Raw genomic sequence first — 13,351 nt, 5'->3', positions numbered from 1 at the left:
ACCTTATCCATTCTTATGTCGCTCTCGAAAACCCCATGCACATTGAATACGAATATGAGAGGATCTATGCCGATGTGCTGAAATGGAGATTCAGGAAAGATACGGGCTTCAAGAGCCTCACCATCGGCGGCGGGGGCTATACCTTTCCGAAATACATGGAGAACTATTACCCGAAAGCCCATATCGATGTCGTCGAGATAGACCCCGAAGTGACGAAGATCGCCTACGGTCATCTCAGGCTGCCGAAGGACACAAAAATCAACACATACAACACCGACGGACGCTGGTTTGTGATGAACTGTAAAGACAAATATGATATCGTTTTCACTGATGCCTACAATGATCTCTCCATCCCCTATCATCTGACGACAAAGGAATTTGCCCGGCAGTTGAAAGACATCATGAACCCCGACGCAATCCTGATGTCCAATATCATTGACAATTTTCAGAAGGGCGCCTTCCTGCCTTCCTATATGAAGACATTGCGGGAGGTCTTCGGCAACAACAACGTGCACCTTATTTCCGTGAGCCCTGATTTTCAGAATACCCGCATCAGCACCTTCATCGTCATCGCGAGCAACGGCAATCTTGATATGAAGGCCTTCAGGAAGTTTGTCGATGAAGAACTGAAGGTCCATGCCACATCTGCGGTGGTGCCGGAAAATCTCGTAGAAGAGCTTATAAGCAAGCGGTATTCGATCACTATCAGGGACGACTACGCCCCCGTCGACAACCTGATCGCTCCTGTCTTTGAAGAGAGGTTCGGCTACAACAGAAAGCAGGGTTGAGTTAACGGTCCGTATATTAAGGTATTGATTTAATCGTTCTATTCTATTACATTATATACACAGGGCGGGAATAACTCAGTTGGTAGAGTGCAAGCTTCCCAAGCTTGATGCCGCGGGTTCGAGCCCCGTTTCCCGCTCCATTTAACCTGTTGAAATTATTCAGATCATATCCCTGAAAACCCAGTTCCGTTTTGGTTCTATTCTGCATCTGTGCCGGTTCCTTTTACCAAGCTCAAAACTTGCCCTCTCCGGTTTACAATATCTCTCAGCCGTGTAGTGCTGCCGTGATAATAACGCTGCGTTGTTCTTACATCGGTATGACGCATCAATTCTTTTGTCTGTAAGGAATCAACCCCACTGTCGACCATTTGAGTTGCAAAGCTATGCCTCGATGCTTCATAGTATGTTACATCATTCAAGCCTGTGTATTTTTTCCATATAGCATTTGGCGCTTTCACAGAATACCTTTTTCCAGTATCCGGTCTGATAAACAGGAAGTCCCATTTCTCTTTGCCCTGTACGTTCTTTATACATAGCTCTAAGGCTCTGTTTGATAGCGGTATTTTATCTTTGTGCCGGCCTTTGGTAGACTCAACAATATTGACATACGCTGATACTGTTCGTCTTACCCATAAACTCCCATTCTTGAAATCAATATCGCCTATCTTTAAGACAATAAGTTCACCGACACGCAAACCCGTTTCCATACCAAATTCGATTATATCCCTGTGGATCTCCGGTATCTTCTTCAGTAATTCCTGCTGGTCCTCATAGTCAAGGGCTACCCGTTCTTTGCTATCATCGTCACCTTCCATGTTAGGGAATGGCGGTATATCCCTTACGCCCCGCTTCCATAGCCACACAAAGAACGAATGAAGCGCATTGAAGATATTTTTCTTGGTTTTTAATTTGAGGGTACTCGGCAATGAATCATAAAAATCGGAAAGTTGCTCAAGCTTGATCTCCCTTACATCCATGCCATGAAAAAAGGTAAAGTAATTTGAAATATACCCATTGATATTACCATATGACGAAGGTCTGATAACCCCTCGCTGTAGTTCCTTTTCCTTCTCCTGCAACCATTTTTCTATTTTGTTTTCAAATTTTCTTTCTTTAATCCTGGTATCAGAAAACTCAACGGGGTTGAAAGTGCCCTTTCGGATCTCATTCGCTATATTCGTAAGCCTTGAGAGCGCCGTCTCATAGGTATAAATAAAGCCCTTATCGTCTCTCCGGTACTCGTAATTCTTGCCTTTCCAGTATATCTTGATAATGCATTTCGCGTTTCCCTTCTCGGTGCATTTGCATACGCCGTCCATTTTCTTCCTGCATTTATTACAGAGTATAAGTCCTTTCATGATGACACCCCCGGCTTTTAATATATCTTGAGGTATCATATTGAAGGTGTCTGCAAACGTCAAGTTCATTCGTTAATTGTGCCCTCTGTAGCGCGTTTTTTACGGCCTTGAAGGGTAATCCCCTTTTGACCTCGCCTTAAACCCCGTAGGGCCTTATTTCTGCGTCTCTTGTCGGCCTCAATCGTGTAAAGCAAGAACCAGTATTTGAACCAATAAGGATCGACGAAAGGCTTTCCGTTAAGGAATCTCTCAACAGGCAGAACATAATTTTTCCGGTATCGTTTTACCTTCTGCCATGCCGAATCTTCATTCATCGGCAGGTTAAGAAAGGGCCTGAGATATGCGATAATGGCTTTACGGCCTACCCGGATATCATCAAACATTCTTTCAATCTTCGTCTTCAACCTTCCTCCAAGTCACAAACGGGACGGTCTGTGAATTGAGGCAAGGGGATTATTTCCCCTCGCCCTTCTTGTAGTTCAACGTGATACTTTCCGGGAAATCCATAGACTTCGGGACGTATATCTCCCCGAAAGGTTCATCCAGCCTTGTGGCCCCAGATCTTCCAAACACGCAAAGTTTGTACTTCCCCAATGCGCTGCCCGCGTTCCTGTGGCCCTGGCGGCCTGCCTGTCTTACTTCGATTTTCATGGTTAAATTTTTCATGGTCTTACCTCCTGTTTTTATTTAGAAGCCCCACGACCGCAAGCGGCGGAATAACACCCTATTGGGTTCGTGGTCTGCCGGCATCAAACTTTCCTTGTGCTGTGAACCGGCGCCGTAATATTTCAAGGCGTTCCATGCCTCGTCAAGGGTATTGCACAATTCCTCAAAGGTTTTATGGCAGTGCTGGCGGATCTCCGGGTAAAATTCATCAAGGACTTGTTTTGATGCCGCCTCAATGCGTCTATTGACATCCTGGAGCCCGGTGTTGAGCGCGTTTTGTTTTGCCGCGTGCTCTGCTTTTTTATCTTCAAGATCCTGTCGTATCTGCCGGATCTGTCCGTCGATCTTACCGGCCTTTTCAAGATTACCGTCCGCCCGGGCCTCTTCGCCCTTCCTGACAAGAACATGAATACGAGCGGTTAAGATCTCAGATTCTTTCTCCAGTTGTCCGGGGAGATATGACAGTTCCAGTTCAATAGTGGCCTTCATTTCCTTTAGTGCTTTTGTTTTCTGTTCGTATGAATCGTGTAACAGTTTTTCAAAATCCATGCTTACCCCCTTTTTTCCATTTTTAGTGATCTAAGAAGCTCAATGACTTTGTTAAAGACGACCCCCAGGGCCGCGCTGTCATGCCGCACCTGGACGGCCCCCCGTTGCAGCTCGTCAAGCTTCTGCATCGTGCCTTTATCGAAGACCTCTGCACCCTGGGCGGCTCCTGTCCAATGGGAGAGACTTTCAGCGAAGGCCGTAGGACCTTCTTTGAAGGCTTCATGTAATGCCTTGCTGGCCTGCCATGGAAAATCTTTGATGAGAATTTCCTTTGTCCCGGCTGGCATCTTTTCGTAAATCCGGTTAGGCTCTGCCGGGAGTTCCACGCTCTCAATGCCTTGACCCTCCATGCTCGGGTACTCTATTTTTGGTTCTGCTGGCTGCTTACTCAATGATTCGATGATCGATTCCATTAATTGACCTCCTTTGAAAATAGTTTGAAAAGCTCCTGGAGCTCCCCTGGTTCAACGGATATGGTAATTTGTAAAGAAACTTTCTTCTGTGACCTGCGTCTTTGCCGCTCGATGGATTCGCCGGCCCCTATGGATGCCAGCTTGAGTTTAGCGTGGTGAATCCTGTTTGCCAGGCTGAGGATCTTGCGCCGGTCCTTCGATGCAATCGCCGCGGCATATTCCACTTCCATTTGCCCGATTCGCTCTTTGAGCTGCTTTGCCGTCTCTTCCATAAAGCCTCCTTAGATAGCTTTGTTTAAATTTCCCTCACCCCATGTTAAGATGTGCGTGGCGGTACACACAAAAACAGAGGGGGTGAGAGAAGATGATGCATCCACATGATATATTAAAACTGGCGGCTGAAATTGCGAAAGCCTACGCCGGCTCGCCAACAAAGCAAAACATGACGACAGAACAAGTACTCGAAGCCGTCTACAAGAAGTTGAAAGAATTAAACGAGGATTAGAGTTCAATCTTCACCACTGACTGAATAACTTCGCGTTCCATGCCGGGGAATTCTTCTTTTGCCATCTTGATGATTTTCCGGAAAGTGTGAACTATGCGCTGATCTGCGTACTTCGTGTTTTCATCGTCGTTTAAAATCTTCTTTACCCCTGCCAATTTTTCTTTTGTTTTCATTGATGCCTCCTTTTTATGGCTTCTTCCAATATCCTTCCTCAATAAAATGACAACCCTTGACGAGCTTAAATTTCATCTCAAGGCCGTTCGGATTATTTGCGCTGTCTACCCAATTTTTCGCTTTGATAATCTTAACCTTGCCGGATTCCATAGAGAGATATAGTCTCGCTTTCTCAAGTCCTCGACCTCCACCCAGGCCGTACTCTGTGTTCTTATTCTTCTGAATGGCAATTACAGCGATACCCTTATTGAGCTTGTCAAAAATTTCTTTGATATAGAGGCCGATCTTGTAAAACTCGTCATGGATCTCTAAGAAGTCTACAACGTTGATTGCGTCCGGTTTGACAACATCGGCAAAGTTTGAGGACCGTTCCTTAACCGTCAACTTCTTCCATGTGTTTAATGGTTCATCGAATTTTGAGAGCCGTCCCCTTAGTTCCTGAGCGCCCATTTCAGAAGAAAAATATATGACCTCATGCCCCCGCATATTCAACCGCGCAACGTTAAGCAGAAACGCCGTCTTGCCCGCGTCCGGTTCCCCGGCAATGACGATGATGTTCTTAGGCATGGTGTTAAAATAGCGCTCGATCTCAAAAGGCCACTTGACCGGAAGGACCGTATCTGTTGCGCTCAGGAAATCAATATCCTCGCACTGGTTGTCTATGCGCCTGTAACATCCATCCTTGTCGCCGTGTTTCTCTATCAAGGGGTTTTTTCCGCTACGTAACCGATGAATAGCAACCCGCCCGGCTGTCTTTTCTTCCTTTGTAATGATTTGTAACGCTTTGAAACATTCTGTAACATTCCAGTAACCATCTGTAACGTCAATCCAGTTTTTTATCTCGTCTGTAAAATTACGTTCCCGCTGTTTCGCGCGTTGAATTGCACTCTGAATTTTGATTAATACTTCCTTTTCAGGAAAAGAAGGATTGCAAGAATCTGCAAGAATACCCAATATATAACGTGCGTTGCCCTCAGTCATACCTCCCTTAATTAAGCAATTTGCAACATGAAAAATACTCTCGTCTCTGCATCCCTCATCTAAGGAGATTGTAACGTTCTGTAACGCTTCGTAACGTTCTGTAATGCCATTACAATCTGTATTACGGCCAGCCTTATACCCCTTAAATGCAAATTCTTTAATAAAAGATATATAAGTGCTCGGCAAGGGCGGCGGCGCAACCTCATCAATGCTCAGACCTGGGAGCCATGAATAACCCTTGCCGTCCCCATTGACAGACGGCGGCGCTATGACATAGCCGCCCTCACCGCGAAGATCACAACCGGGGATAATCCTGGTATTGTTTGAAAGCGGGGGATCTGGACATTTGAAATATAGGTGCTGCCCGCCTTTGGGAGTTTCAGCGATAGGCATTAAAAGACTGTCCGGAATATACTCTTGAATAGCCTCCTTGCCTTCATCGGTATCAATGTCAATTACTGCAAGGTTAGAGATGGTCCCGGTAACAATACCGATCATGGCATCAGGGTATTTCGTCCACCATGTTTTAACCTCGGTCTCAGTAGCCCGCTGCCTCTGATACGGTTCCCATTTAATAAGCGGGGTTTTGTCTCTATTGGCGGGGATTACAGAAAACCCCCTGTCCAGATAATGAAGCGCGGCCTTGAGTTTATCGGTTGTATCCATTCTGCGTTCTCCCATTCCCACCGGATTTTTTCAGTGCGAAAATAGCTTGCCTCATGGCCTTAATGGCCTCTAAGGCATCAAGAGCACCGATCTTCTGGTTGTCGTAGAGCTTCGCAAGGGTTTCATCATTCCCCTGCTCGACCCTAAACCAGATTTTCCCGCCCGGATCAGTGAAGGGAATTACCTTTGCACCTAAAACTTTTTGGATTCCTACCTGGATTGCATCATCTGAGAAGTTACAGCCCATATCGTTCACCTCACTATTTTTCCTCGCCCTGAGAAAAGGGGCTGTGTTATGAGAAGATGATATGAGTTTTTCTTGAATTATATAAGCGGTTAGTAGGGAATTTTGTTATCTGTCACATTAAGCCGGCGAATAGGATCCCGGGAAAGACCCCGAAGACAGGTTGTTAATTATCTTTTTGGCGTTTTCATTGTATCTCAAAAATATTCGTCTTGTATTCTCGTATTCGTCATCAAGGTCTTGTTCTGGCGATACTATAGATATTATGTCTTTCCATTTCTTTCTCTGTTTCCTCAGGTCATAAACCTTTAAATATTGTTCGAGTTCATATTGCCTGATTCTCTTATTAGTTTCGAGTGTGGAATGGGTATCAAGATCAAAAAAGCCTGAAATAAAACCTGGTGTCAGGTGAAATATTATAAAAGCATTCCACCGCTTATTACCCTGCATTACTATGTTCCACCACGCATCAAAGGAATATAAAGGGTTAAAAATATCGCCAAATAATATAAAATAGGTGATATATACTGCTTGCTGCCGGTTGGGTAATCTTGAGCATATATCGGACATTTTCTGTAAAATTTGTTTCCTCTCAGCGAAAGTTTTATTTTCGGCAACCGTTATCTTCTTTGCTTTCCTATCAGTGAGAAGAGAATTGGCAATTTTATAAAATGGTACATCTTTTGGATAGGGCGCGAACTTTTTCTGGCCGAGTTCAAAATACCGTCCTATAGATAAAAGAAAGTTTCGGCGATCATCATTTGAAAATCGATTAGCGATAGTCTTATATTCTTCATTCCGTTTTAAATACTCTATCCACAATTTGTAAGTTGATTGTTTTAAGATTTCCTTTCCCATTTCCCTTGATCCTCCCTCAGGATGCCCCTTTTATCATGGGAAGGGCCGGTAGGGTTCCGGCCCGTATCGCCTCCGGTAGGCTATCCCTCGATCATTATCCTGTATCTTTCTTTTTTCTGCAGGGCGTCTTCCGTGCCTTTCTTTTCACTACCGCGTCAAGCTCTTTCTCCTTGCCCTTCATGCGCTTCACTACCTCTTTCAATTCAGGCATGAATAACGAACCGCTCCCCGCGTTTTTCTTTTTCATGCCGCTCCTATGCAATCGCCGTTACAAACTGCCGGATGTTCTGAGACAGCCGGGTATTGCTCTTGTGATAGGTGTTTTTATAGTCCGTGATGATCCGCTTTACCTGCTGCGAAATGAATCCCTTACCGTTCCGGGTCCTGATGTTCCTTTCCTTCAATACCCTGCATATGTCGATCAGTTTGTTATTGTCCCGGTAAAGACCGTTCACGATCTTAACGGTTTCCTGTTCCCGGGGATCCTCAATAAGTCCGTTGCCGCTTCTCCTGTAGCCGTATGGAATGGAGCCCACAACGGCGCCCTGGTTTTTCTTATACTCCATGGCCCTCTTTGTTCTATGCTTCACCTGCCGCCGCTCCATTTCACCCAGGAAGGCTTTCATTGCGAAGTTAAGCCAACCGTCCGGGGTTGATGTGTCAACCTGTCCTTCTACAGTATGCAGTTCAACATCCTTTTCGTCAAGAAGCCTTTCCAGAGCAAGAAGGGTCAGCATGTCCCTTGAAAGCCGTTCCAGAGAGTAGAGGACAACCGTCTTGATCTCTCCTGTCTCGATCCTGTCCAGGAGTTCAACGAAGCCGGGCCGGGCCTTGTTCTTGCCCCCTGAAATCCCTGCGTCTTCTATGATGTCTGTGAGCTCGAAGCCCTTATATGTGCAATAACCCTTGATCCGTTCCTTCTGGTTGTCCAGGCTTACGCCTTCCTTCGCCTGTTCCTCGGTTGAAACCCTTACGTACCCTATGGCCTTCATGGTGCCCCCTTATCTTATGAAATCCCGGAGTTAAAATATTTCATTCACCGTGTTACCATGCCCCTTCCGGCGCGGGTAGTGCATCGAGACGGTCATCTGCCGTTATGAATCTGATCTTCGCCTCTATGTCCTGAATGGTATTGTGAACACCGAGAAGCATATCGACCGGGTCTCCGTCAAGATAATCGTCTTGAGCAAACCGATATACTCCGTTGCGAATCAGCTTGAGTTGATTCTCGATCTCAAGCAGAACGGTTTGTACTGATCCTCTTGGTTCCTTTTGTTTTCTTTCCATGGTCCCCTCCTTGTTTCATTTATTGTGAATTATCCTTGCAATTCATTACCATTCACTATAGTTCATAATGGTACACATGTCAAGGTAATTCGTATTGTCCTTGACAATAATGATCTATGGTGTATAATAATGAACAATGGACAAGTTGTTCACGATTATAGAAACGGCTCAGATATTAAAACTATCTCGAACTAAAATCTTCGGTCTCATCAAAGATGGCAGGCTAAGACCTGTGAAGATCGATAAACGGACCCTTTTTAAAGAGTCTGAGCTTAATCGATTCATCAAGAGTCTGAACGGGCCCGCAAAGAAATAAGCTGGATTTTTTTTACAACAGAAAACTTATTTTGCAGGAAGGGCTCTTATTGCAAGCAAAACGAGGCAAAAAATGAGGGCTATATACGACAATCTTGATTCCTTATTCCGCACAACGGCAATCAGGGCGAAGATCAGGCCGATAAAGATAAAGAACAATTCAAGGGCATTGTCGCCTGGTAAAAGTATTTCTATAGGGAACGACAAGCAGGAAAAGATTATTGAGGTCACACCCAATTTGTCGCTTTTCATTTGACTACCATAACCGTGCATCTTCTTGTTTTTATACTATCCTCCTTCTTGGAATTGTGTATCAAACTGTTAAAAAAGTAAAGGGATAAGAATTAGGACAAGGTTGAGCTCCTGGGTACGGCTCTTTTGGCCCCCCTCCTGAGCTGTACCCTGCTTGCCTTATCAGGTTTATTCTTATTGTAATTTCTAAGGCGTTTCATATAATGAGTATAAGGGGGTATAGAATGTCTGTTAAAAATATTGATAGCGAAGGTATTCATAAAGAGACCTGTGAAACCTGGAACGATTTCAAGGAGACAGTTCACAAGATGATGCCGGCTGACAAAATACTGGAAGACAAACAGTGGATATTCCGTGGAATATTGAAAAGCCATCCCTTAGAGACAACATTGGAACGGATTTGTAATTGTTGGCAAATATCTTTAAAAGAGTTACCAAACATTGAAGGGGAGCTAATTCGAGAGATAGAACGAAAGGCTTTTGGTTTGGGTATTCCACTGCCCGCCGAACCCGACAAAATATGGTGGGTCTCGCTCATGCAACATTATGGTGCACCAACGAGACTGCTTGATTTTACGTATTCGCCATATATTGCTGCTTACTTTGCTTTTGAAAAGCTACTGTTTGATGAGGGTGAGAAAGAATCAGCCGCTGTATGGGCTGTTCAACACAGGTGGACAGAACAAGGGGGAAATTTAGCAACAAACTATAATCGAGACCTCTTGAAAAAGATTAGAGAGTCAGAGACTAATTCATTAAATTTTCTTTTTGAGGTGAAAGAAATACGGCGCGCCTCTGTAATGCAAGTTACCGCTAAGTATCTCAATGACCGAATCACAGCTCAGCAAGGGGTTTTTCTGTGTCCTACCGATATCACTATTTCATTTATGGATAACTTCACACGCGTGAATGGTTGGAATGATGAAAGAATGGTTAAGGAATTAATTTTACCAAGAAGTTGTATGAATGAAGCTTTTGAAGAACTTCGAAAAATGAACATTGCAAGATATAGTCTCTTCCCTGATTTCGGCGGGTTTGCACAGTCGCTTAATTATCGCCTTCGTCTTTTTAAAGATATTGCTCAATTCCGTGATCGTCAGTAATATCGTAACTTGATGCAACCAACAACCGCAGGCAGAGACCGCAATCACAGAGCGCAAATATTGTTCCGCTTACAATCGGCGAAGGGTTACAGATCATGTGTGGGAGATAGAGGAAATTATCGGTTTACTAAATTAGATTCAAAAAGAAGTGTTGCCAATCAGACAGCGTAAAGGTTGCTTAAAATCCACAATATCTGCAAAAAAAGCTTGACAAAACGGTTAATTGTGCCGATAATACGATTATAGAAATAAAAAACTTCCCCCAAGGTTTCGATCTTGGGCTGCGGGGCCACTTAAATGTGGCCTCTGCTTTTTATGAGAAAGAGAACTTACATATATATTGATGGTTTCAATCTTTACCATCGGTGCCTGAAGGATACTTCCTGTAAATGGCTCGATTTAAAACTACTGTTTTGCACCCTCTTAGACCAAGACAACAATATTGAGAAAATAAAATACTTCACAACAAAAGTTTCGGGTAAAATGGACCCAGATCAACCAACAAGGCAAGACACTTATCTAAGGGCATTAAGGGCGTATATCCCAGAATTAGAGATTTATTATGGTCAATTTTTTAATAAGAAGATGAAAGCGTTTTCAACACAAGATTCGTCACCTCAATTGGTGAAGGTAAATGTATTACGTAATGGGGGTAAGAAAACCATTGTGGCCGAGTTACTACCTCATCAATTGATTAACGTAACAAAACCAGAAGAAAAGGGTTCAGATGTAAACCTTGCCATTCATCTTCTCAATGACGCGTGGTTAGATTTATATGATTATGCTATTGTTGTATCCAACGATAGCGATTTAAGGGAAGCGGTAAAATTTGTAACACAGATTAAGAAAAAAGTAATTGGGATCGGATCTCCGGTAGAATTTCCATCTAAACAACTTATACAATATGCAGACTTTGTAAAGCATATTAGACCGGGGATTCTTGCAGCCTGTCAATTGCCCAACCCAATACCAGGTACTACTATTTGCAAACCCGCCCTATGGTAATTATTTCAAACTGACCCACTACCATCAGATTCGTTGTCCTTTCTGACTCTTCATCATCAACCAAGTTTTCAATAAAGACGGATAGGTAAACACAACCCTTGTTTTCCCCTTCCGGCGCTTGAATAAAACATTGTCCTCAATCATTTCAGCGCGCCTACTCTGTGCGGTCCTCTTCGATGTAGCAAGAAAACGGGCTATGTTATCCCAGCCGATTATAGGAAATTCATTAAGCGGATCTATCATCATACAATTTCCCGGTAGTTTCCCATAAGGCCCATGTATCGCTTAACAAGAGAGGGAAAGAACACCATCCGCTTACGCGGGGGCCTGCCTACTCTCATGTAATAGATCACGCCTGCATTAAGGAGTTTGTCTTTCATATACTGTGCCTTCCTTATGCTCATTCCCGTCATTTCACTGAAGGCTTTCCAACCCATACAGGCGCTTTCTTCTACCCCGTTACTTCCCGGTTGGTTCTGTTTTGGTTCCTTGTTCGTCATAAACGCCCCATTATCAAGACTCGCAATGTTTTCGAGCCCCGTTTCCCGCTCCATAAATCTCTTATCATCTATCCAGGGCATTAAAACATAACACCGGCCGCCAGACAAAATTTGGTAGTAAATTGTCTTTAATTCCCTTACACTAAGAGAGTCTTTTCTGATTCAACGATTCGATAAGGGGTTCTACGGTGTTCGGCGTATGTGAGAATGACGGGTACAGGAGGCTTATATACAAAGCGGCTATGGTTGTTATCCCGGGACTCTTTGCGATCTTCCGCCCTGAATGGCTCGTCAGTTTCTTTACCTTCCAGATATTCTTTTTCCGCGTCTACCATGTCCTGTGGCTTATGACAATCCTGATACTCGTCAAGCGGCTTATCCCGCAGTTGAATCCGAAGATGTCCCTGGGGAAGATCTACGCGAGAAATTTTCTCAGCGCCGGCGAGGGCAATCCTTCACGGGCAAAGCGTTTCCGTGCGTCGAAGGGAAAGGCCGACAGCGGCGCCGTACGATCGGCTATCTACTGGATCCTCCTTGTCCTGACCATAGGTTTCTGGCGGAAGGCAGGCATGCTGAGCGACACCTGGCTGTATATCATCGTCCTCTTTTTCGTCTTTATGGATCAGTTCTGCATTGCCGTATTCTGTCCCTTCATGTGGCTGGCGCAGAGCAAGTGCTGCAACACATGCAGGATCAATAACTGGGGATACCTGATGGCCTTTTCCCCGATGATCTACATACCATCATTCTGGACCTATTCGATCCTTTTTATGTCGATCGTCACCCTGACCCAGTGGGAATATATCTACTTCAAGCACCCGGAGAGGTTCTATGAACAATACAACGCAAACCTGATGTGTAAAAACTGTAAAAGAAGCTGCAGGAAGGCAGTAGGCAGTAAGAAGTAGACAGTAAGCAGTTTAAAAAAACAAGCCTGTAATCCACAAAGGTTTTAAAAATCGTTTGAATAATAGGACCGGATTGCATATTATTTAACTTACAGTTGAAACAATGATAAGCATGAAGCGGGCAGTAAAGGCTTTTCGTGCATACTGCTTACTGTCTACTATGTTTTGCTGCTTATACTGGAGGTTTTAGTGTCTGAGTTCCACGATGCGATCATAATCGGAGCCGGCCCGGCAGGCCTTACGGCGGGAATATACCTCATGAGGGCCGGTATCGAAACGCTGCTCCTTGAGAAGGCGCTTCCCGGAGGCATGCCGGTCAATACTGAACGGGTGGAGAACTATCCCGGATTTCCCGAGGGCATATCGGGCAGGGAATTGATGGACAGGTTCGCTGCCCACGCAAAGGCCTTTGGCCTTCCGGTCAAAGAATTCTCAGAGGTATCGGCCGTCGAGTATAAGGAAAGGATATTTACCGTTAAAACAACAGAAGGAGAATTCAGCGCTGCGGGGATCATCATCGCGGCCGGCACAGAGCCGGTAAAGATGGGCATCCCCGGCGAAGACGAGCTTCTCGGAAGGGGAATCTCTTATTGCGCCACCTGCGACGGGATGTTCTTCAGGAATTTGGACGTCGCCGTCATCGGCGGCGGGGACTCGGCGATTGAAGAAGGGCTGTCGCTGGCCCATATTGTAAGAAAGGTCTACGTCATACACCGGAGAGACTCACTGAGAGCCCAGAAGATACTCCAGGACAGGGCCTTCAGGAACGACAAGATGGA

At 44.8% G+C, this 13,351-nt stretch carries 21 protein-coding genes and 1 tRNA gene; 8 read left to right on the top strand and 14 right to left on the bottom strand.

Annotated elements, in window-relative coordinates:
* A partial coding sequence (locus PHU49_08025; protein MDD5243950.1) for a fused MFS/spermidine synthase occupies positions 1-788 on the top strand: 788 nt, incomplete at its 5' end.
* A 64-nt stretch (positions 789-852) separates the two neighbouring features.
* A tRNA-Gly gene (locus tag PHU49_08020) sits at positions 853-928 on the top strand.
* A 57-nt stretch (positions 929-985) separates the two neighbouring features.
* Here PHU49_08020 and PHU49_08015 read toward each other — a convergent pair.
* The 6 genes from PHU49_08015 to PHU49_07990 form a co-directional block, all read right to left on the bottom strand.
* A complete protein-coding gene (locus tag PHU49_08015; protein ID MDD5243949.1) occupies positions 986-2,146 on the bottom strand; it encodes a tyrosine-type recombinase/integrase in 1,161 nt (386 codons plus the stop codon).
* A 65-nt stretch (positions 2,147-2,211) separates the two neighbouring features.
* Positions 2,212-2,550, bottom strand: coding sequence for a hypothetical protein (locus tag PHU49_08010; protein ID MDD5243948.1), 339 nt, complete (start codon positions 2,548-2,550; stop codon positions 2,212-2,214).
* Between the two features lie 49 nt (positions 2,551-2,599).
* Complete coding sequence (locus tag PHU49_08005; GenBank protein ID MDD5243947.1) at positions 2,600-2,812, bottom strand: hypothetical protein; 213 nt, start codon at positions 2,810-2,812, stop codon at positions 2,600-2,602.
* Between the two features lie 21 nt (positions 2,813-2,833).
* Complete coding sequence (locus PHU49_08000) at positions 2,834-3,361, bottom strand: hypothetical protein (protein ID MDD5243946.1); 528 nt, start codon at positions 3,359-3,361, stop codon at positions 2,834-2,836.
* Between the two features lie 2 nt (positions 3,362-3,363).
* On the bottom strand, positions 3,364-3,774 hold the full coding sequence (locus PHU49_07995; protein ID MDD5243945.1) for a hypothetical protein: 411 nt from the start codon (positions 3,772-3,774) through the stop codon (positions 3,364-3,366).
* A complete protein-coding gene (locus tag PHU49_07990) occupies positions 3,774-4,046 on the bottom strand; it encodes a hypothetical protein (GenBank protein MDD5243944.1) in 273 nt (90 codons plus the stop codon). The genes PHU49_07995 and PHU49_07990 overlap by 1 nt, the downstream gene beginning before the upstream one ends.
* Before the next feature lie 92 nt (positions 4,047-4,138).
* On the opposite strand from PHU49_07990, the gene PHU49_07985 reads away from it, so the two are divergent.
* Positions 4,139-4,279 (top strand): hypothetical protein, encoded by a 141-nt coding sequence (locus tag PHU49_07985; protein MDD5243943.1) that lies wholly within the window; start codon positions 4,139-4,141, stop codon positions 4,277-4,279.
* Here the strand turns inward: PHU49_07985 and PHU49_07980 are convergent.
* The 7 genes from PHU49_07980 to PHU49_07950 form a co-directional block, all read right to left on the bottom strand.
* Entirely contained in the window at positions 4,276-4,452 is a 177-nt protein-coding gene (locus tag PHU49_07980; protein MDD5243942.1) for a hypothetical protein, read from the bottom strand. The two genes, PHU49_07985 and PHU49_07980, sit on opposite strands and share 4 nt — an antisense overlap.
* Before the next feature lie 13 nt (positions 4,453-4,465).
* Complete coding sequence (locus PHU49_07975; GenBank protein MDD5243941.1) at positions 4,466-6,100, bottom strand: bifunctional DNA primase/polymerase; 1,635 nt, start codon at positions 6,098-6,100, stop codon at positions 4,466-4,468.
* Entirely contained in the window at positions 6,084-6,347 is a 264-nt protein-coding gene (locus tag PHU49_07970) for a hypothetical protein (protein MDD5243940.1), read from the bottom strand. Before PHU49_07970 ends, PHU49_07975 begins: the two co-directional genes overlap by 17 nt.
* A 117-nt stretch (positions 6,348-6,464) precedes the next feature.
* Positions 6,465-7,202, bottom strand: coding sequence for a hypothetical protein (locus PHU49_07965; GenBank protein MDD5243939.1), 738 nt, complete (start codon positions 7,200-7,202; stop codon positions 6,465-6,467).
* Between the two features lie 94 nt (positions 7,203-7,296).
* Positions 7,297-7,449, bottom strand: coding sequence for a hypothetical protein (locus tag PHU49_07960; GenBank protein ID MDD5243938.1), 153 nt, complete (start codon positions 7,447-7,449; stop codon positions 7,297-7,299).
* A gap of 7 nt (positions 7,450-7,456) precedes the next feature.
* Positions 7,457-8,194 carry a recombinase family protein gene (locus PHU49_07955; protein MDD5243937.1) on the bottom strand — a complete coding sequence of 246 codons (738 nt, stop codon included), beginning with the start codon at positions 8,192-8,194 and terminating at the stop codon, positions 7,457-7,459.
* A gap of 52 nt (positions 8,195-8,246) precedes the next feature.
* Positions 8,247-8,489, bottom strand: coding sequence for a hypothetical protein (locus PHU49_07950; protein MDD5243936.1), 243 nt, complete (start codon positions 8,487-8,489; stop codon positions 8,247-8,249).
* A 388-nt stretch (positions 8,490-8,877) separates the two neighbouring features.
* Between PHU49_07950 and PHU49_07945 the strand changes: the two genes are divergently transcribed.
* The 3 genes from PHU49_07945 to PHU49_07935 all read left to right on the top strand — a co-directional run bounded on the left by PHU49_07945 (position 8,878) and on the right by PHU49_07935 (position 11,164).
* The gene (locus PHU49_07945; GenBank protein MDD5243935.1) at positions 8,878-9,060 is read left to right on the top strand and encodes a hypothetical protein; all 183 of its coding nucleotides are present in this window, start codon (positions 8,878-8,880) and stop codon (positions 9,058-9,060) included.
* 220 nt (positions 9,061-9,280) lie between these two features.
* Complete coding sequence (locus tag PHU49_07940) at positions 9,281-10,159, top strand: FRG domain-containing protein (GenBank protein MDD5243934.1); 879 nt, start codon at positions 9,281-9,283, stop codon at positions 10,157-10,159.
* A 315-nt stretch (positions 10,160-10,474) separates the two neighbouring features.
* Positions 10,475-11,164 (top strand): NYN domain-containing protein, encoded by a 690-nt coding sequence (locus PHU49_07935; protein ID MDD5243933.1) that lies wholly within the window; start codon positions 10,475-10,477, stop codon positions 11,162-11,164.
* 242 nt (positions 11,165-11,406) lie between these two features.
* On the opposite strand, the gene PHU49_07930 is transcribed toward PHU49_07935, so the two are convergent.
* Positions 11,407-11,745, bottom strand: coding sequence for a hypothetical protein (locus tag PHU49_07930; GenBank protein MDD5243932.1), 339 nt, complete (start codon positions 11,743-11,745; stop codon positions 11,407-11,409).
* Positions 11,746-11,852: 107 nt separating this feature from the next.
* On the opposite strand from PHU49_07930, the gene PHU49_07925 reads away from it, so the two are divergent.
* Positions 11,853-12,572 (top strand): hypothetical protein, encoded by a 720-nt coding sequence (locus tag PHU49_07925; protein ID MDD5243931.1) that lies wholly within the window; start codon positions 11,853-11,855, stop codon positions 12,570-12,572.
* Between the two features lie 189 nt (positions 12,573-12,761).
* On the top strand, positions 12,762-13,351 hold a 590-nt coding region (locus PHU49_07920; GenBank protein MDD5243930.1), incomplete at its 3' end, for an NAD(P)-binding domain-containing protein.

Source organism: Syntrophorhabdaceae bacterium (assembly GCA_028713955.1).
Taxonomy (GTDB): Bacteria; Desulfobacterota; Syntrophorhabdia; order Syntrophorhabdales; family Syntrophorhabdaceae; genus UBA5609.
Note: the sequence above shows the minus strand (reverse complement) of the source record. Positions and strands in the feature narration are given on the sequence as shown.